The 19,423-nt window shown below is 30.7% G+C and carries 13 protein-coding genes; 5 read left to right on the forward strand and 8 right to left on the reverse strand.

From position 1 onward, the window contains the following. Nucleotides 1–116 precede the first annotated feature (116 nt). From IMX26_RS07595 to IMX26_RS07605, 3 genes are all read right to left on the reverse strand, one after another. Nucleotides 117–809 (reverse strand): M15 family metallopeptidase, encoded by a 693-nt coding sequence (locus tag IMX26_RS07595; protein WP_195161069.1) that lies wholly within the window; start codon nt 807–809, stop codon nt 117–119. Between the two features lie 137 nt (nt 810–946). Beyond that, nucleotides 947–1,408 carry a GNAT family N-acetyltransferase gene (locus tag IMX26_RS07600; RefSeq protein WP_195161070.1) on the reverse strand — a complete coding sequence of 154 codons (462 nt, stop codon included), beginning with the start codon at nt 1,406–1,408 and terminating at the stop codon, nt 947–949. A gap of 4 nt (nt 1,409–1,412) precedes the next feature. After that, entirely contained in the window at nt 1,413–2,384 is a 972-nt protein-coding gene (locus IMX26_RS07605) for an ATP-grasp domain-containing protein (protein ID WP_195161071.1), read from the reverse strand. 230 nt (nt 2,385–2,614) lie between these two features. On the opposite strand from IMX26_RS07605, the gene IMX26_RS07610 reads away from it, so the two are divergent. Together IMX26_RS07610 and IMX26_RS07615 are read left to right on the forward strand one after the other, a co-directional pair. Then, nucleotides 2,615–3,691, forward strand: a complete 1,077-nt coding sequence (locus IMX26_RS07610) for an NAD/NADP-dependent octopine/nopaline dehydrogenase family protein (RefSeq protein ID WP_279324898.1) — start codon at nt 2,615–2,617, stop codon at nt 3,689–3,691. After that, entirely contained in the window at nt 3,669–5,345 is a 1,677-nt protein-coding gene (locus IMX26_RS07615) for a methionine synthase (protein ID WP_195161072.1), read from the forward strand. Before IMX26_RS07610 ends, IMX26_RS07615 begins: the two co-directional genes overlap by 23 nt. 45 nt (nt 5,346–5,390) lie before the next feature. Here the strand turns inward: IMX26_RS07615 and IMX26_RS07620 are convergent, their stop codons facing one another. Beyond that, a complete protein-coding gene (locus IMX26_RS07620; RefSeq protein WP_195161073.1) occupies nt 5,391–6,452 on the reverse strand; it encodes an alanine/ornithine racemase family PLP-dependent enzyme in 1,062 nt (353 codons plus the stop codon). A 192-nt stretch (nt 6,453–6,644) separates the two neighbouring features. After that, a complete protein-coding gene (locus IMX26_RS07625) occupies nt 6,645–10,013 on the reverse strand; it encodes an ATP-binding protein (protein WP_195161074.1) in 3,369 nt (1,122 codons plus the stop codon). A 509-nt stretch (nt 10,014–10,522) separates the two neighbouring features. Between IMX26_RS07625 and IMX26_RS07630 the strand changes: the two genes are divergently transcribed. Further along, complete coding sequence (locus tag IMX26_RS07630; protein WP_195161075.1) at nt 10,523–12,505, forward strand: hypothetical protein; 1,983 nt, start codon at nt 10,523–10,525, stop codon at nt 12,503–12,505. Between the two features lie 336 nt (nt 12,506–12,841). Here the strand turns inward: IMX26_RS07630 and IMX26_RS07635 are convergent, their stop codons facing one another. Together IMX26_RS07635 and IMX26_RS07640 are read right to left on the reverse strand one after the other, a co-directional pair. Next, the gene (locus tag IMX26_RS07635; RefSeq protein ID WP_195161076.1) at nt 12,842–13,189 is read right to left on the reverse strand and encodes a hypothetical protein; all 348 of its coding nucleotides are present in this window, start codon (nt 13,187–13,189) and stop codon (nt 12,842–12,844) included. Continuing rightward, complete coding sequence (locus IMX26_RS07640) at nt 13,186–14,433, reverse strand: DUF1576 domain-containing protein (protein WP_195161077.1); 1,248 nt, start codon at nt 14,431–14,433, stop codon at nt 13,186–13,188. The genes IMX26_RS07635 and IMX26_RS07640 overlap by 4 nt, the downstream gene beginning before the upstream one ends. A gap of 432 nt (nt 14,434–14,865) precedes the next feature. On the opposite strand from IMX26_RS07640, the gene IMX26_RS07645 reads away from it, so the two are divergent. Both IMX26_RS07645 and IMX26_RS07650 read left to right on the forward strand, forming a co-directional pair. Beyond that, nucleotides 14,866–16,158 carry a hypothetical protein gene (locus IMX26_RS07645; RefSeq protein ID WP_195161078.1) on the forward strand — a complete coding sequence of 431 codons (1,293 nt, stop codon included), beginning with the start codon at nt 14,866–14,868 and terminating at the stop codon, nt 16,156–16,158. 47 nt (nt 16,159–16,205) lie between these two features. Further along, nucleotides 16,206–16,772, forward strand: coding sequence for a hypothetical protein (locus IMX26_RS07650; RefSeq protein ID WP_195161079.1), 567 nt, complete (start codon nt 16,206–16,208; stop codon nt 16,770–16,772). 468 nt (nt 16,773–17,240) lie between these two features. Here the strand turns inward: IMX26_RS07650 and IMX26_RS07655 are convergent, their stop codons facing one another. Next, on the reverse strand, nt 17,241–18,527 hold the full coding sequence (locus IMX26_RS07655) for an IS110 family transposase (protein WP_195161080.1): 1,287 nt from the start codon (nt 18,525–18,527) through the stop codon (nt 17,241–17,243). Nucleotides 18,528–19,423: the final 896 nt, after the last annotated feature.

Consider the following 19,423-nt stretch of genomic DNA (forward strand, 5'->3'; position numbering starts at 1 on the left):
AAAAGAAACAACTAAAAAACCCTGTACTGCAGTACAGGGTAAGGTGCTATTTTACAATTTTTAGTGAGGATAATGCTATTTTTATACCTAAGTACTAATTTTATTATTTTATCTAGTTACAAAGTATAAATTTTATTATAAATTGATTGCCAGTATTCCTCATAAGTTAATTTACTCTCATATATTTTAACTGCATGTTTTTTACCTACATATCTTATATGCCATGGCTCAAACTTTACGCCTGTTTGCCATTGTTTATCTTCAGGATACCTAATAATAAAGCCATGTTTGTGGGCATTAGTTTGTAAATATTTATAAAACTCGGTGTGCTGTAGTTGGTTAGAGCGCACCCCTGCCTGGGCAATATCGATTGCTAAGCCCGTTTGATGTTCGCTACAACCTGGCGTAGCTACGTAACCTTTTCGTTTATACTCAGGAACTCTATCATAAAGATTTTTTTGTATATCATATGATCTGTAGGCGCTAGTAACTCTGATATCATAGTTTTTAGAGCAACTTTTTTTAAAGTCCTGTAATAATTCAATTAGGTGTTTTGCAACATTTTTATTTGCTAAATACAACCTATTATCATTAACTCTAATTAAATTATTTAACTCTACTAAATCCTGAGGCACAAAATCATTACTTAATTGATTGTTTTCATTTACTAGTATTAAAAGTTGCCAATCTTCATATAAAGTTGGATCTATCAAAAACTTATCTGTAGTCTCTGGTTTTCTACTATTTATATAGAAAATTGTTATGACAATTAAAGCTACAGTTGCTATTGTCATAAGTTTTTTCTTCATAACTCTACTCTCCTATTTCTTACTTAAACTGTTTAATATTGTAGTGGCCTTAAGTACATTTGTAAAGTTTGTTAACAAAACAATACAGGCAGTATCTACACTGCCTGTTTGTATTATACCTATTTTATTAGATTTTATTATTTTAGCTTAAGTTCCATTACCAGTTCGTCTTCTTCCATTCTGTCAGTATCTACAAATCCCAATCTTTTATATACGTTAACAGCACTATGCTCACCTGGTACATAACTTAACTCAATTTTTTCAGCATTAGCAAATGTTTTCACATACTCAATTACTAGTTGTAAAGCTTTTGAACCAAAGCCTAACTTTTGATATTGTTTATCTATCATAAAACGCCATAAGTAAAAATCGGGCTTTTCTGTATCAATATATAACATTAAAAATCCTACAGGTGTATCATCGGCATATATTGCCCTAAACCAAGCATGTTCATCAAAATATGCTTGGGCAATAGAAACTGCATTACTGGCAACATAGTTTTTTTGATAATCATGTACCTCTAATTTCATGATAGAGCGTGCTGTATCTTTAGTAACTTCTCTCAAAAACACCTTAGAGTTTTTGCTTATTTCGCTCATAGTTCTAATTTCTCCTTTTATTAAATCTTATTATACATGATTCTACTATACGTTCTATCATATCTTCATAACAAATTCCAGCCTCTAAAGCAGCTTTTGGAAAATCGCTATATCCTTTTTGTAATCCAGGAAGTGTATTAACCTCAATAATTTTGGGCTGCTCGTTTTTTGTTAAACGAATATCTATACGGGCATAATCACAGCATCCTAAAGTTTTATAGGCATTTAGGACTACACTTGCAATATTCTTTTTTAGTGACTCACCTACATTTGTTGGGCAAATTGTTTCTACTCCATCTAATGACTTTACATTATGAGAATAAAAACCTCCCTTACTTTTAAATGCAATCTCAACAAAAGGAAGTACTTGAGGGTTTTCATTGCCCAATACACCTACTGTAAATTCTCGACCAATAACAAACTCTTCCACTAAAGCAGGTTGCTGATAGTTATTGATTATATAGTTAGCTTTTGTAATACAATCACTTTCGTTATAAACAATGCTATCATTAGATATTCCTATACTAGAGCCTTCATGCTCTGGTTTCACTATTAATGGATATTGTAAGTCATTATTTAATTCTTCGCCTGAGTGTTTAATAACCTGAAATTTAGGGGTAGGTAAACCCTGAGATTGAAATATTAATTTTGCCAATGGTTTATAGAGGGCTAAATTATGAACCAATTGGCAAGATCCTGTAAAAGGGATATTTAAAAGCTCTAACATTCCAGCTATTTGAGGCTGACTGCTTTTATCATGTATTCCGGTGCAGTTGTTAAAAATACAGTCTGGTTTTATTTGCTGTAATTTCTGCATCATACTATAGTCTGCTGGTAGGCTTATTACTTCATGTCCCTTGCCACGTAAAGCCTGGCAAATATTATGATTAGTTCCTTGTAGTTGTGTAACTCCATGTTGATTATGCGGTCGGTATTGACGCTTTTCTTCTACGGTATAAACAAGTGCTATTTTCACCTAAAAACCCCTTACTCACTATTTTTTTCGTCATTTTTTGCTACTAATTAGTCCAAGATTTTGACAAACAATAGGCAAATCCTTTATAATACTATAGTAACATATATTTGTAAAGAGAAATTAACATTTTCAAAAAATAATTTAAGGAGAGACTTATTATTGAAAACATAAAACTAAATATTGATAATTTATGCCTACAATCGCGACTAAAGTGCAAGCCAACTTTTACAATTTTAGGTGCAGGCAATGGTGGACAAACTTTGGCAGGCCATTTGGCTTTAAAGGGTTTTAAAGTTAACTTATATGACCCTGATCCTGATAAGATACGGACTATTAGAAAAATTAAAGGTATTAATCTAATAGGAGCTATTCGAGGATTTGGTAAACTAAGTATAATTACTACTAATCTTAAGGATGCTCTTAAAGGATCTAATATAATAATGGTAGTAGTACCTGCAGATGCCCATAAAGATGTTGCAATAACATGTGCCCCATATTTAACAGAAGATCAAATAGTTATTCTAAACCCTGGACGCACAGGTGGCGCTCTGGAATTTAGCAGATATATAAACGAAAATATTGTTGTTGCTGAAGCACAAACTTTAATATATGCTTGTAGAAGCCTTAAACCAGGCCTTTGCCAAGTTTATGGCATTAAAAAATCTGTTCCTATCGCTGCTTTTCCCGGTTATAAAATTCCACAAGTAATTAGCCACATTAAGTCAGCTATACCTCAATTCGTTCCCTGTAAAAGCGTTATTGAAACAAGCCTTAGTAATATAGGAGCTGTATTTCACCCCATAATAACCATCTTAAATTCATCCCGAATTGAAAACGGAGAAAAATTTAATTTTTATACCGATGGAGTAACAAAATCTGTAGCTAGTATAATAGAAGAAGTAGATAAAGAACGTATTGCCATTGCTAAATCCTTAGGAGTAAATGTTATATCTGCACATAAATGGCTACTACAAGCCTATGGCTCCAAAGGTAAAGATTTATACTCAGCTATTCATAATACCCACTCATATAAAGGCATTATAGCCCCAAGTAGCTTACAAACTCGTTACTTATATGAAGATGTACCAACAGGTTTAATTCCATTAGCCAGCATTGGCAAGCTATTAGAAGTAAAAACTACAACCATCAACTCCCTAATCAACATTGCATCAATTATTTGCAATAAAGATTTCACTCTAACTGGCAGAACCATATTTGATATGGGTCTAAATAGTTTAAATAAAAATTCAATAGAAAATTATGTTATTAATGGGAGGAATAGTGATGACGAAAAAGAATCCGCTTAAAATTATAGCTGCCGCCATTGGAAACTGCGTTCACGTGGCAGGATCCATAAACTTTTTAAATTTAGCACAGCAAAATGGCTATAAAACTCGCTTTTTAGGTCCTGCAATTAACATTGATGAGTTATTATTAACAGCTAAAAAAACTAAAGCCGATATTGTTGGAGTAAGCTATCGCTTGGATCCAAATGCTGCTTTTCGTTTATTTAAGTTATTAAAGATTAAAGCTACTGAATTAGGCTTAATTGATAAGTGCCAATTTCTTTGTGGTTGCACTCCATCGGTTGCTGTTGAAGCACGTAAATTTAATTTTTTCACAAAGATATTTGATGGCAGTGAACAAGTCTCTGAAATAATGCAATTCTTAAATGCAGACATCTCTACAAAGGGTGAGCAGTTATTAGGCAGTGATTTACTTACTAGACTTAAAAATAAAAAGCCTTTTCCACTTTTAAGACATCATTTTGGTTTACCTAAAGTAGAAAAAACCATTAAAGGCATAGAAAAGATTGCAAAAGCTAAAGTTTTAGATATTATTTCTATTGGCCCAGACCAAAATGCTCAGTTTTCTTTTTTTAGACCCACTGAAATGGATAGTATGTTAGAGGGTGGTGGTGGAGTAGCAATTAGAACAAAGCAACACATGAAGCAACTATATCAAGCAGCTCAACAAGGAAACTATCCGTTACTTCGTTGTTATAGTGGTACTAGAGATTTAAAAAAATGGGCCGAACTAAATGCTACAACTATTCACAATGCTTGGGCTGCCATACCTCTTTGTTGGTATAGTGTTTTAGATGGTAGATCAAACAGACCACTGGTGGAGGCAATAACTGAAAATCAAGCTACTATAGCATGGCATGCTAAGAAAAACATACCTGTTGAGGTCAATGAGTCTCATCATTGGAGTTTAAGACATGCCCCAGATGTTATTGCAGTTGTTATGGCCTATTTAGCTGCCTATAATGCCAAAGCTTTAGGAGTTAAAAACTACATTGCTCAGTACATGTTAAATACTCCATATGGCACCCATTATAATATGGATATAGCTAAAATGCTAGCTAAAATATCTTTAATAAATAGTTTGCATGATACCAACTTTAGCAGTATTAAACAAGTACGCACCGGGTTAGCTAGTTTATCAACTGATTTAAATATAGCTAAAGGTCAACTGGCCTCCTCTATTCATTTAGCCATGAGTTTAAATCCCGATATTGTACATGTTGTAGGTTTTTCTGAAGCCAATCATGCTGCCAAGCCCGAGGATGTTATCGAAAGCTGTAAAATAGTACAGGGTGTTATTAACAATACTTTAACTGGTTTACCTTACGTGGCTTTAGATCCAGCCATTTTTAAGAGAAAAAAAGAATTGCTAAAAGAAGCAAAAATTCTTTTAGCTGCAATAGCTAAGCTTGCTGTAGCAGGTAAAGACCCTTATACTGACCCAAATGTGATTACTAAGGCTATAAAAATTGGGCTTCTTGATGCTCCCCATTTAAAAGGTAATGTTTATGCCGCAGGTAAAATTTATACTAGTTTGATAGATGGTAAGTGTTTGACAGTTAATCAGCACAACCAAAAAGCATTATCCGAACAAGAAAGAATAGCTAAGCTCACTGAAAGTAAAAATACTGATTTTATTGTTGCATCTTCATAACTTTAGATTTATAAAAAAACAGGCTCTAATAAAACGCCTGTTTTTTTATATAATAATCTTTTTCACATACGGAGAAGTCATAGTATTTAAAACCCCCACATAATCAAGTGTGAACTCTATAGTATCACCTACAGTATAAACATGATTATTAGGCATACTTACCAAAAGATGATCACTGCTAGCTCCCAATACTTTTAGGCTTTTATCTATAGGAACTAATCTCTCTGGAAAAACATCCTGTTTACCAATAGCTAACAATGCCCGATAATGCCAGCCAATATCTTTAAACACAGGTATATTGCCAAAGGCATCAAAACCAGTTTTGTCATCAGGAATAGAGGGTTTGTATTTTAGTTCAATAATCTCTGCTTGTAAAATAAAAGTGTCATTATGAGTATTTTCAATAGCTCCTTGGTGTACGGTATCTCTGCCCAACATAATTCCTTCACCAATACGTAAATTATTAATACCAGCAGGCATTTTATTTTGCCATACTAATCCTAAACTACTGGAATTACCACCAGATAAAATTTTTATATCAATATTCAACACTTCTTTAAACAATTGTGCTACCTGAATAAGTCTTTGAGAAATTTCTACTGTAGGAACAACACCCCCAAAACATGTTAAGTTTGTGCCAATTCCTACTATCTCTATGTTGTTCATTTTGGGTAATTGACTTAAAAATTTGGTAACACGTTTATAATAAACTCCCTCTCTTAGGTCTCCAACATCAATCATAATCATTACTTTTTGCTGTGTTTTATAAAAATTTGCGGCTTTATTTAAGGCCCTTAAAATTTTAATTTCTGAAACCAAACAAATATCTACATATTGAATTATAAGATCAATTTCAGACATCATTGCTATCCTTAATAATACTAAGTTATTTAAATTTGCTTTATTTAATCTAACAATATTTCTAATACGCGAATCTGCTAAAGCCACAACTCCTGCATCATTCATTATGTTAGCTATTGTAGGGTCACCGCAACATACCTTTGTTACACCCCATACATCTATTCCAATCTCTTTACATTTATCTACTATAATTTTGGCATTATCAAAAATCTTACTTTTGCTAATTTTAATACAAGGATATCTCATTATAAATCCATCTCCTAAATAATCATATCAATCTTAAATATGTCTTTTATCATTTCGTTTAATATCATAATCCTTGAAATAACTAATTTAATTGTAATTAATTTCTATAAATTAAGAAATTACTACTAGCTTGCCTTTATTTATTATAACACATATTAAACTAACAAAATTTATGCGCTACTCTGATTTATTTTAAACTATGATTACATTCTGCTCTTTAGTAGCAAATAGTTGCTCTAATTCATTTATGTATTTCTTCATTAAAATACCGTAGCCAGCTAATTCATAAAGCAGGTCGTCTGATTTATTTTTAAAACATTTTTCTAGTAAGGCGCTTTTATCTGCTAATTGAAATGCGCCAATAGTAGCAGAGATACCCTTTAAATCATGAATTGTGTGACTAATATTGCTCTCATTGCGATTATACATATCTATTAATAATTTATCTTTAGATTCTTTTAAGTAGCTTAAAAAATATAACAATAAATTTCTATACAACTTATAGTTACCCTCAACTACCTCCATTACCTCACTCAGTTTAAACAAAGGTATCTGCTTAAGCTTTTCAAACCATAACTCTGTAGTAATTGCTGTTTTGGGTTTAAATTTTATTAGCTTATTAACTGCTAACCACTTGCGAATTACGGCATAGAATATTTTAGGATTAATAGGCTTTGTTATGTAATCATCTAATCCCGTTCTTTCACTAAATGTTTTGTCTCCATCTAGGGTATGAGCAGTCATGGCTATTATGGGTACTTTTTTGGCATTTTCTTTATCTAACGCTCTTATTTTTTTTGTTGCAGTGTAACCATCCATTATAGGCATTTCTATATCCATTAGTACCAAGCTATAGTTATTTTGTTTAAGATACTCTAAAGCTTCAACTCCATTACTAGCAATCTCTACGTTTAAGCTACATTTTTTTAGTAATTCCTGTACTACAAGTTGATTTATTTTAACATCTTCTACAACTAAAATAGAGCTATTATATGCTACTTTTTTTATACCATTTATTTGATTTTTAATAAGGTTGGGGTCTTTATTTTTTTCTGTAATTAGCTGTAAAATAACTTTTGCAACTTTCTGGGTATTTAAAGGTTTATGTATAACCTTAACTTTATCCATTTTATTTACCATTAATTGATTATCTAATTCACTATAGTCATCTTTAATAATAATTGTAGGAGCATTAAGAATTCCACTTTTAATTATAAAATCAAAAAGCTTAGAGACCATTAAATCCTTTTCGCTTAAATCTATAATAAATAAAATATAATCACTGCTATTAATGTTCTTTAATAAACCTAAACCTTCAATGGAGGTATCTAATATTTCCCCCGACAAATCTAAACTATTTAATACTGAGTTAAGTAAAAAACCTGTATCCTTTTTTCCAATTATTAAAACCTGATTTTTATTATTATTACTCTTTAAGGTTAAGGTTTTAATTGCTTCTTTATTATTTTTACTTATTAAATATGGTAAAACCACATTAAATTCACTACCAACTCCTACAGTGCTATTAACCCAAATTTCACCTTTCATCAACTCTGTTAATTGTTTACATATTGTTAAACCAAGCCCTGTACCACCATATTCTCTAGTGGTAGAATCATCTGCCTGCGTAAATGCTTGAAATATTTTATCTAAACTATCTGCAGCTATGCCAATGCCAGTATCTTTAACTGTAAATTTAACTTCTATTACATTACCATTAATCTTATTGACATCTATCTCTAACATAATCACCCCAGAATCTGTAAATTTAATAGCATTAGAGACTAAGTTATTTATAATTTGAATAGTTCTTACTGGGTCTCCAATAATTAAATCCGGAACAGCATCATTAACTTTTACCTTAATAACTAGGTTTTTTTGACCTACTCGTTGCTCAAAAAGCTCCACTGACTTAGCTAAACTAGTCCTTAAACTAAACTGTATTTTTTCTAAAGATATTTTTCCTGCTTCAATTTTAGAAAAATCAAGGGTATTATTAATAATATCATTTAACCAGTTTGAAGCTATTTGCAGTTTTTGCAGGTATTTTCTTTGTTGATATGTAAGGTTAGGATCATTTAATAAATGAACTATGCCACTTATAGCATTTAAGGGAGTTCTTAATTCGTGGTTTAAGTTTGCTAAAATTCGGCTCTTTTCATTACTTGCAAATTCGGCTTTTTCTTTGGCAATTAAAATTTCACTCTCTAGCTCTTTTTGTTTGGTTATATCTTGAGCCAATCCCTGATGGTATAGAACTTCTCCATCTCCATCTTTTACTGAAATAGATGAACATAATAATGCCCTTTTTTCACCATTAGGATGAACATATTCTAAAACCTCTGAAAAGCTATCGTTAGCAAAATAATTGCAATCAAATAACTCATCACAGTCTATCCAATTTATTGACGTTCTCCAATCACTTCCAATTATTTCACTAATAGGTTTACCTAATAGGACTTGCGCTCCCGGGCTTACATAAGTGAAAATATTTTCATTAGAATATGTATAAAAAAAGAACCCTTCACAAGCAGACTCAAATAAGTCTCTTCTATTATTGTTACCCGTTTCAAAAGCTGTTTCAAAGATTCTATGTTTGGTTATGTCCTGTACAGAAGATACTAATTGTATCACTTCTCCTTTACTATTGCTTATAACCTCTCTTCGACACTGTAATAACATATATTTGTTTTCTTGATTTAAAACTCTAAATTCCAAAAATTGAGGTTGTTTATTTTGTAATGATAATTGTAATGAATGGGTAACTTTACTTTTATCTTCTTGATGTATTTTTTTGTTTAGGTCCTCTAACGATATAATTTTTTGATTGTAGTTAAGACCTAATATTCTTCTACCAGCCTCTGAGACATGAATATGTTTAGTACCAACCTCCCATATCCAATAACCAATATAATTAATAAACTTACCTTCAGTTAAAATTTTTTCACTTCTTTTTATTGCTTTAGTTAATCTATTGTTTAAATCACTTATTATCATTTGTTCATCACAATAGAGGCATTCAGATTCTGCGTTGACAAGAAACTCATTACAGTTATTAATCTCACTACATTTTTTAATAATACCCAGTGCAATACTAGTGTATTTGCTAATATACAAATTACCATTAAGCAGTTTCACAAATGTATCTAACTCTTTTTTATGTTCTTTTAAATTATTTTGTTTATTCATTGCCACAAAAAAGCCATATAGATCACCCTCTGGTCCTAATATAGGGGCCTGATGATAGTATTTTAGCTTATTAAAGTTTGATATTTCACTTGCTTTAATAAAAGATTTTTTTACGATATCAATTAATTTACTAGAGTTAGTTAAAGAGCCTATATCTAAGTCTTTGCTGATAGGGTAATTATTGCTTAAAAACATAAAACTACTGTTTTTATTAGTGTGCAAAATTTTTAAATATTTTGTTTTATTCTCAATAATATAAGCACAGCTAATGTTTTGGTCAGTACATAAATCATTTAATTTTTGTCTACAATCATCTTCAATTTGCTTGTTTATTTTGTGCATCATACAAGAACATAACCTAGATTTTATCATTACACATAGTCTCCATTTCTGAGTTAATAAATTAATCAACATTTAATAGTATTTTTATTCTATTCACCTAAAATTATGTTTTGCGTAATACTAGTTCATTAATTATCACCTTCGTAAATTGTTTTCCAGTATTTTCTTTGATATTGAACGTATGAAATCCTTTAATATTTTATATATTTTTGTTAAAGATTATTGAAATCTTTCATAAAATATGTTTGTTTCATAATATAAATATAAAGTATAGTTATACTTACTAGTAGTTTTTTATAAATAACCATTTAGATATAGCTTTATTAGTTTATTTGAAATAAAATATATGTATACATAGCTAAATATTTGGTGGAATACCATTGATTAAGAAATTTTTTCATAATATTTACATATATTTACCTGAAATATCTAAACTTATTAAACTTAGAAAAAATATATTACCAGACCAAATATGATATAATGAAAATAATGATTGTTTTGAGATTTTATATACATAGGGGTTGATTATTATAAACAAGATGAGTTCAATTTTACTTATTATTTTAGCTTTAACTATTATGTTAACAGCTTGTGCAAAAAGTGTTACATTACCTGAACAAACTGCTGAACCAAGTCAACCTCCTAAACCTCCACAACCTGTATATAGATACGTAGTAGATTTAAATGAACTGCCCCAAGGTTTTAGCTTTAAGTATCAAGATAAAAGCTATAGCCAACAAGATTTAAAACTAGAATACTGCTTTAATGATAAAACTGAGAAGTTTCATTTAATTACAGAAGAATATGAAAAAGATTATAATTTTAATAACTACTCTAATACTACAAACATACCGCTTAGTTCATTAGCTAATGAGCTAATTAGGGTAAACATACCAATTGAAGTAAGACCTGCAAAACCCCAAACCTATACTATTCATGTTCCTATTGGAGCAATTGTTAGTTTTAGAGATAAAACTTTTATTGGAGATAATGAGTATATCCTGTTAAAAGAAGTAAACTATGATGAAAGCTTTACAGTTAAATGTGAAGGGTTCTCTAAAGAGTTTTATTTTGAAAGCTTTAATAATAATGACACAATAAAAGTTAAATCTTTAATGAACTATAAAAGTTTAAAAGATCTTAAATTTCAAAAAACCAATTTGGGTTGCAAAGTAGAGATACCTAATAACTCTCAATTATCGGTTAGCTCTTTGAGTAATAAAAAATTTATTGTTTCAGATACTAACAATACTCTGGCTTATGTTAATAAAAACTTTCAAATACAACCTGTTATTTACCCTAACCATCTAAAAATTGCTAAATCGAACAGTGGTAAAAAATATGCCTACTTAGATAATAGCTATTTAGTTATAAGAGATAATAATGGTATGTTAATTTCTCGCACTTACTTTGGTAAAGACAGTGTAGTATGTGAGGGTTTAAACTGGTCTCCTAATGAAAAATATCTTTTGGGGGTGTTTTTAAATACCGGTTCTCAGGCAAAATTTTATATTTTTAATACTACTAATAAAAAATTCACTGTTATTGGAGGACTTCAAAAAAATTGGTTTGATAAAATAACCTGGGCAGCTAATAGCTCTGGCTTAGCTTTTTATAGAATTCACCAAGGATATTCTGAAAGCACTGAGGGTGAATATTTATACTACAATATAAAGCAAAAAAAGCTGACCAGCTTACAAGGAAGTTTTCGAGATAAGATTAAATGGGTAAATAACAAACCACGTTTAATTAAAAATAATAATGGATTAAGATTTGAGATTTATGACCCTGTTAGAGATGAGTTTAAATCAAAATATGATAGTTGTTGTGATCCTAGCTATCCAGAGGATTTTATGGGTTCTATACTTAAAATCTTTGATAAAGAAAATAAAGAATTAGCCTCTATAGATTTATTTGAGTTGTTTAAAGAACATAACTTAGAAATACCTCAAAATATTAAAAGATTTTTACCTTATGTAGCTAAAAATGATGTAAATGATTTTCTTTATTTTAGTGTTGATTGGCAATATCTTAGCATAGAAGATAGAGCCAATGGTTTAGAGCCTATTACAAATATAATTGGTTTTATTAACTTAAAGAATATGAAGGTACAGTTTATTAAAGATTTTACAAACCTTAATTACTATTATAGTAATGGCGAATATAAGTACATTAATAACTACCAAGTAGACACTAATAATATGTTAATTTATTACTATAGAGGAAATAAAGTTGATATATTTAATATTGCAACTAGTGAATCAAAAACCTATAATTTGCTCTCTAACTTTAACAAAAAATACTACTATAAAGACATTCTGTTTATTGCCACAGATAATAATATCATGGCAATAAGTCCGCTAAAATCAGTGGTATTATTTGAGAGTAAAGATAAGTTTAACTATTCGTTTGACAACAATATTTTGGCTATTACAACCAAGTCAATAGAAAACGATAAACGGATTATTAATTTTGATTATTATAATCTTGATGAGCTAATTAAAAATGAATTAACTGATTAAAAATAGAAGGGGTGAGCTCGTTCTTTGAACATCGCGGGGTGGATATTCCTGTTAGGAATATGGAGTGGACTCGCTAAAGCTCGTGTTATTGATTTGCTATGCAAATGGTGAATATACGTTTCGCTTTGCTTACGTGAATGTAATTATTCCGTGAGCAGAATTGCGAACCATACCATGTAGAGCGAAGCTCAAATCCACTCCGTATTTGACTTGTCAAATACCTAAACCGCGAAGCCATAGGCAGTAAGCCCAAACCAAGGCAGGAAACCTGCCACTACAAAACAATAATAATTAAGCTAATTAACGTAAAAAAGGGCTATAGTACAGCCCCTGCCTTCAACAGCACTTAAATCGCTTTAACCTAATTTCAATTGTATCTTCATTTACCTCTATTACTTTATCATCGGTCATCATTCCTACTATAGTTAGCTCAGTATCCGTATCGCTCTCGCCAGCTAGCTCCCAATAGTATTCTTCCATTGCCTCAGATTTAGGGTAGTTGAGGTATTTTATAAGTTTATCTAGCTTTTTTTGATCCATAAATTTGTAGTTACAGGTTAGGTTTAAAGCATAGTGGTCATCATTGTCTTTTAAATTTACGGTAATGTCATTTGCTCCTATGTTTAAAAAATAGGTAAATAGCTCATCTACTATTTTGCACAGTCTTTTATTTACGTGTTTCACTCAACTTCTTCCTTTCTGAATGCATTAATTATAGGTACTAAAAATGCCGCTACTAATCCCGCTGAAAATCCATTATTGTATAAGTTTGTGCCTGCGTGTAATACCCCTACATTTAATACGACTGAGGAGTGGATAAATCCTGCTAAAATACCATAAAACCAGCCATACTCACCCGCTATAGGTGCTAAACCTGTACCAAATAAGGCCGCCAATAAAATAGCTGGTTCATTTATAGCCCATACTTTAGTAATTGATCCTAGTAAAACACCTAAAAATATTGGAACAATATTAGCACAGTGCTTACCAAAAGCACTAAAGCCTACAATTGTTAAAATACCTGCTATTGTTGGTCCGTTTATGTCACCTTTTACTATAATAACATAGGCTGTTGCTAACAAGCCGTTTACTGCCATGTTAATTAAAGTTGCTGCAAATCCCTCTAAAAAAACAAAGTCTTCTACTAATCTACCAGGGTATTCTAGTATATTTGTAAATTTTTTAAAAGCATCTTTATCTAAAATATAGCCTAAAACCATCATAAATAAAAACACTAAGATTAAATAAAGCCCTAATACCGTATTGTTTCCGGTAGTCCATATTAGGCGTGGGGTTGCTAAAAAGCCATAGGATTTAAATACCGATATAAAAATAGTACCGATTATGCCCGCTGTAAAACCAATATTATATAAGTTATAACCCTGATGAACACGTAACAAAAAGGTGGAAAGTGGAGCTAAAATAAAACCAGCAAAGGTACCAATTAAAGCCGCCAATAGTATTCTTAAATTAGGTACCAAAAAATCCGAAAACATTACCTCAGTTACTAAGGGAGCTAAGGCAGTACCAAATAAAGCTATATACAAATACTTAGTAAACTTTTCTTTTTGGTAACGTGAGTATAAATAAACACCCAAAATTATAAACCAAACGTTTAATAAATTCTTACCGAAAAACGCAAAACCTGAGATTGTGAATAACGAGGCTATTGTAACACCACTTACATTTACCTTTAACTTATAAATCATAAAAATAAAAATCAAGGTAAGCAAACCAGAGTTCACAAAAGTAGCTCCCATTCCACCAACACCAATATAGTCGGTAATAAGAGTATCGCTTTGTGTTAGTATATTTTTTAGTCCTAATAAAATTTCACTAGGAGTAGCCATAATAAACCCGAATACTACAAGCGAAAATGCATACAGAGTTAGTATTTTTATTTTTATACTATTTGATATTGGCTTCATTCAATTTATCCCCACCTTTGCGTTTATTATAATATATTACCTGTATTATTGATATGCATTTTGCCTAATTTTTATTAAATTAAATTAAAAAAGATGATATTGGTAGTTAGTTTGCGTTTATTGCTTAGTATATACGTGTTTTTTTGCTTAAATAACCATTAAATAAATTGTTAGTTCTGTGAATCTATATTTTGACATATATAGATTAAAACATATGATATGAAGTTAAACTGTATACTAAATTATAGAATAATATTTTTATTATAATTATTTTTACGAAAAATAGTTATAATTATAGTAAAAAACATAATTAATTAATAAAATATTTAGGATATATTTACTTTTAAAGTTGATATTTACTAATTATTTATATATAATCTACATATGTTGTTAACATTTTACAACTAAAAAATAAAATTTAGGAGAAATATCATGCTAAAAAAAAGTTTTGTAACTATCCAAATTATTGCTTTAATTCTAGTTGTATTTAGTGGAATCTCTAGTGCACAGAGTAATGAAATAATGGAGTTTAGTCTTAATCCGCTTGAAAATGTAAATTTTTCTAATAATATAAACAGCGTATTAAAGGCTACAGATAATACAAGTGAAATCAACAATAATTTAGAATTTTCCTTTAGTGTAATTGGAAAAGATGAAGATACCAATAAAACTAAAGCGAAAATAAAGGGTATATTGCGTATTGCTGGTAACAACATAAGTTTTGATACTATTGCTCTTTTAGATAGCATAATTGTCAATGATAATATAGTATATGTTGGTCCTGCTAGTATAGAATGGGACAATAATTGGATTAACTTAGGCATTCATTATTCAAAAAAACACCATAAAGCTTTAGTTACATGTGTTATGACTAATAAGGATGATGGTACTTTATATCGACAATATTTTGGTGAAGCAGTGGAAGACATGAGTATTGCTAACAAAAAAATTATGGAGACAAGCAAAAAGACAATAATAGAAGATAACACTAAATTAGAAAGCAATCTTATGAAGAATAGTGTTGTTAATCCTGTATATTATGGTATTGAACATAAATATGCTAATTCCTATAAAGTTTGTACAGTTACTTTTTACAAACAACCTTACACAGTTAATGATGAATTAGATACATTTGTTAAAAGTAATTCTAACTCTAGCGGAGTAAAAAGCTATTATGATGAAACGTACGAATATTATGCTCCAGGTCAAGAGACTGAAGAAGAAGTTGTTAGCGTCTCTACTATTGAGTCATATACCTACATAGATTTTAAATCTGAAAATATTGGTGCTAATGTGTTTTCCCATTTACCCAACAATAAAGTAAAAACTTTAACAATACCAATCTACACTCCATGGGGAGGATCAACATTAACATTCACTTATTATAAGGTTACATCAACAATTGAAAGCCTAGATGGTACTGGTTTTAATGAATATGTAGCTTGGCATGGCAATGGTTATAACATGAATAAAGAAACTGATTTTTGCAGTACTACAACTTCTGGTTATGCTAAAGCAAAAAATGGACACGGTGGGAAAGCTGAAATGAACCATAACACTACAGATCCAGAAAATGACTTTCCTGGACAAGGAGAAGCTGGAGCATATTTTAAGTATGATGTAAAAATAAAACTAAATAATGATGATTATAATGATTATATTATATCTGAATATTTTACATCTCCAACAGCTAAAGTAAATTTTGATATAGTGTATGGGAACTAAAGTCAATAATAGCAAGTCTAATGTGTAAAATCAAATGGAGTATACTAATGAAAAAACAAAAACTTATTTTAATCTTAATAATTTTAAGTATTTTGCTCTTTGTTTTTGTATTTAATTCTGTTTTGGTTCATAAGAAACTATTATATAGCACATTACATAATTTAATAAATAGCGAAAGAATAACTAGTTCTTATCATAGAATATTTCGTTTAAATAATGTGACCGAACAGTCTACTCCATATATGGAATTTGCAAAGAAATTACATAATGGCTTTGAAACTTCTTTTTCACCTACAATTTTAATAGATAATAATGATGCTACTCTTTTCTATTATTATATGAGTCTATTAGACTACTCCTTAACTCAATCAGTTATTGATAAAAATGAAGAGCAACTACAGACAATTATTAAGTCACTGCAATATATTGAAAAAGAAATTAAAGCTCTACATGACAAACTAAGCGCAAAAAGTATTTATCAAATACCAATTATTGGACTTTATGAAATGAAAAAAGAGTATTCAATAACTCTTCAAAACATTAATGAATCATTAAAAGGTGTTATTGAAAATGACGAAAAGTTTAAAGAATACTTAAATATGGAGCCTAAATAAACACTTTACTAAACTGTGCTTTAATTCTTTTGTTTTAATTACAACAGGGGTCAGATACTATGGAATTGTCAAGCTGAAAAAATTTAAAAAGAAACACCCTAAAAAATTAACAGCAAATTTTTTGTAAAAGTAGTATATAAACATTCAAAAAACCGAACATGTCTCGTATTAGCCTGTGTGCTACTAGTTTGCAAAGCAGTGACTTATTGTACTATTCAATATTAAAAAGAGATATGAAGGTTGAGACAATCTGACCCACGTGCTTAAAAACACAATTCCTCTAACGAATTTCCTTCATAGTACTACCTACAAAAATATGTTATAATAAAAAAGCCTGTGAAAGTCCATCAAACTCGAGTTAAGTATGCATTTAGCATATGATGAGTCCCTGTACGGACTTTTTTATTTTGGCTTTCAATTAAACATTTTTTAGTAAACCTTTTAACTTTGCTATTAAATAAAGGATTACTAGCAGTAGGGGGGATTAAACTTTTCACCAGAATGAATCATTTTTATAATAACTCTCAAGATTTTATGAGCTGTTGCAGTAATAGCAAGTTTAATATTCTTACCCTTTTCAATAACAAGTCTATTATAATAAGCTGTAAAATAACCTATTGTAGTAATAAGTTGGTGAGCTAATTGAACCATAACACTTCTTAAACGAGTATGTCCTATCCTAGATATTTTCTCTCTTTTTTCAGAAGTGCCACTCTGGTTTTTTGTAGGGGTAAGCCCTGCAAATTGAGCAGCTTTACTACCATCTTCAAACCTATAGGGGTTGTTAAGATAAGCAATTATTCTGCTTAAAGTAATAACGCCCATACCATTTAGCTCCATAATGTTTTCAGTGAATTCAAAGTTAGCTAACAAGGTATCCAAAATAATAGTTGCCTCATTCATATATTTCTCAAGCAATAGATATCTTTCAATGTATTCTGTAAGGGTTTGAACCTTGGATTTAATAATAGGCTTCTGTGGCAATAGCATTTGCTTAGCTCTTTCACTAAATTTTATAGCATAGGCTTTTCTTAAAGTGTAGCCATGTTCCTTAAACATATCTAATATATCTTGTGCTGACATGGCTTTTAGTTCCTTTGGTTCAGGTAATATGTTAAGAAATTGACTACCTGAAACGGTTTCAATTAAAGGACATCCTTTTTTCTCAAACCCTGGATAAAGTTCATCTAAGTAAACATGTATCTGGTTTTTTAATATTGTTTTATGCTTAGTATAATTATCTACTCTTCTAACTACCTCTTTTATCTCTTCAAAAATATGGTCATTAAAAGGCATTTTATATGAATTTCCTTGTATTAATAAATCTAAGATGGCTTGGGTATCGATAGAATCTGTTTTATTTCTTTCCATAGCCGTATCTCTTTGTGACTTTGTTGCTTTAGGATTTATTAGTCTAAAGTAGGCATTACAGTAATCTTCTTTTAGTTTATACATTAGGTTTAAGTAGTAATGTCCTGATGGTTCACACCCTATAATTATTTTCTTTGGGTTTTCTAAGCTGATTATTCTATCTAGTCTGTTTCTTAGCTCTTTATAACCACTTTCTTTACTATTAAACTCATAAGATTTTAGGATTACGTCTCTATACCCATTCCAAATACTCACTACATGGTTATACTTTCCAATATCTATTCCTACAAACAGTATCTTTTCATGACCATATTCTTTAAATAGTCCTTTTAAAATTTCATAACTCATCATAAATACCTCTCTTTCTTTTAACCATGGTACCATATGAGTTTATTAATTTTTAATAATCCTATCACAGGCCTCGTGCTGGTAAAGTAGTTATTTCTTTCAGCCATATGCTTACTAAATGATTAAGGTAAAATTAGTCCTGTTGAGGCCAGACCCCACCGTGAGGTTTGCCAGTCATTTTGGGGTGGGAGGTTTTTTGGTGCGGCGAAATTGGCAGCCGTGGGTTATTTAACAATTAGCAAGCTGTAAGGCTCTGCGGAATAACGTTTTAATTAAACTGCAATATGTAAAAAGGTTTTAACTAAGCCTTTTATTAATGCCTAACGGTTAATTGTAACAGGGGTCAGGCCTCGTGCTGGTGAGATAGTTATTTCTTTCAGCCATAATGCTTCTAAATGATTAAGGTAGAGTTAGTCCTGTTGAGGCCAGACCCCACCTTGAGGTTTGCCTGTCGTTTTGGGGGAGAGGTTTTTTGGTGCGACTAAATTGGCAGCCGTGGGTTATTTATCAATTAGCAAGCCGTAAGGCTCTGCGGAATAACGTTTTAATTAAACTGCAATATGTAAAAAGGTTTTAACTAAGCCTTTTATTAATGCCTAACGGTTAATTGTAACAGGGGTCAGGCCTCGTGCTGGTGAGATAGTTATTTCTTTCAGCCATAATGCTTGTAAATGATTAAGGTAGAGTTAGTCCTGTTGAGGCCAGACCCCACCTTGAGGTTTGCCTGTCGTTTTGGGTGACGGGTTTTTTGGTACGGCGAAATTGACAGCCGTGGGTTATTTAACAATTAGAAAGCCGTAAGGCTCTGCGGAATAACGTTTCAATTAAACTGCAATATGTAAAAAGGCTTTAACTAAGCCTTTTATTAATGCCTAACGGTTAATTGTAACAGGGGTCAGGCCTCGTGCTGGTAATGTAGTTATTTCTTTCAG

Origin of the sequence: Clostridium sp. 'deep sea', assembly GCF_014931565.1 — a bacterium.
Classification (GTDB): Bacteria; Bacillota; UBA994; order PWPR01; family PWPR01.

Bases quoted from the DNA above. Each gene is read 5' to 3' on its own strand.
- IMX26_RS07625 (WP_195161074.1), bottom strand. From the start codon at position 10,013: ATGATAAAATCTAGGTTATGTTCTTGTATGATGCACAAAATAAACAAG.
- IMX26_RS07645 (WP_195161078.1), top strand. From the start codon at position 14,866: ATGCTAAAAAAAAGTTTTGTAACTATCCAAATTATTGCTTTAATTCTA.
- IMX26_RS07620 (WP_195161073.1), bottom strand. From the start codon at position 6,452: ATGAGATATCCTTGTATTAAAATTAGCAAAAGTAAGATTTTTGATAAT.
- IMX26_RS07595 (WP_195161069.1), bottom strand. From the start codon at position 809: ATGAAGAAAAAACTTATGACAATAGCAACTGTAGCTTTAATTGTCATA.
- IMX26_RS07655 (WP_195161080.1), bottom strand. From the start codon at position 18,527: ATGGTACCATGGTTAAAAGAAAGAGAGGTATTTATGATGAGTTATGAA.
- IMX26_RS07630 (WP_195161075.1), top strand. From the start codon at position 10,523: ATGAGTTCAATTTTACTTATTATTTTAGCTTTAACTATTATGTTAACA.
- IMX26_RS07615 (WP_195161072.1), top strand. From the start codon at position 3,669: ATGACGAAAAAGAATCCGCTTAAAATTATAGCTGCCGCCATTGGAAAC.
- IMX26_RS07640 (WP_195161077.1), bottom strand. From the start codon at position 14,433: ATGAAGCCAATATCAAATAGTATAAAAATAAAAATACTAACTCTGTAT.
- IMX26_RS07600 (WP_195161070.1), bottom strand. From the start codon at position 1,408: ATGAGCGAAATAAGCAAAAACTCTAAGGTGTTTTTGAGAGAAGTTACT.
- IMX26_RS07650 (WP_195161079.1), top strand. From the start codon at position 16,206: ATGAAAAAACAAAAACTTATTTTAATCTTAATAATTTTAAGTATTTTG.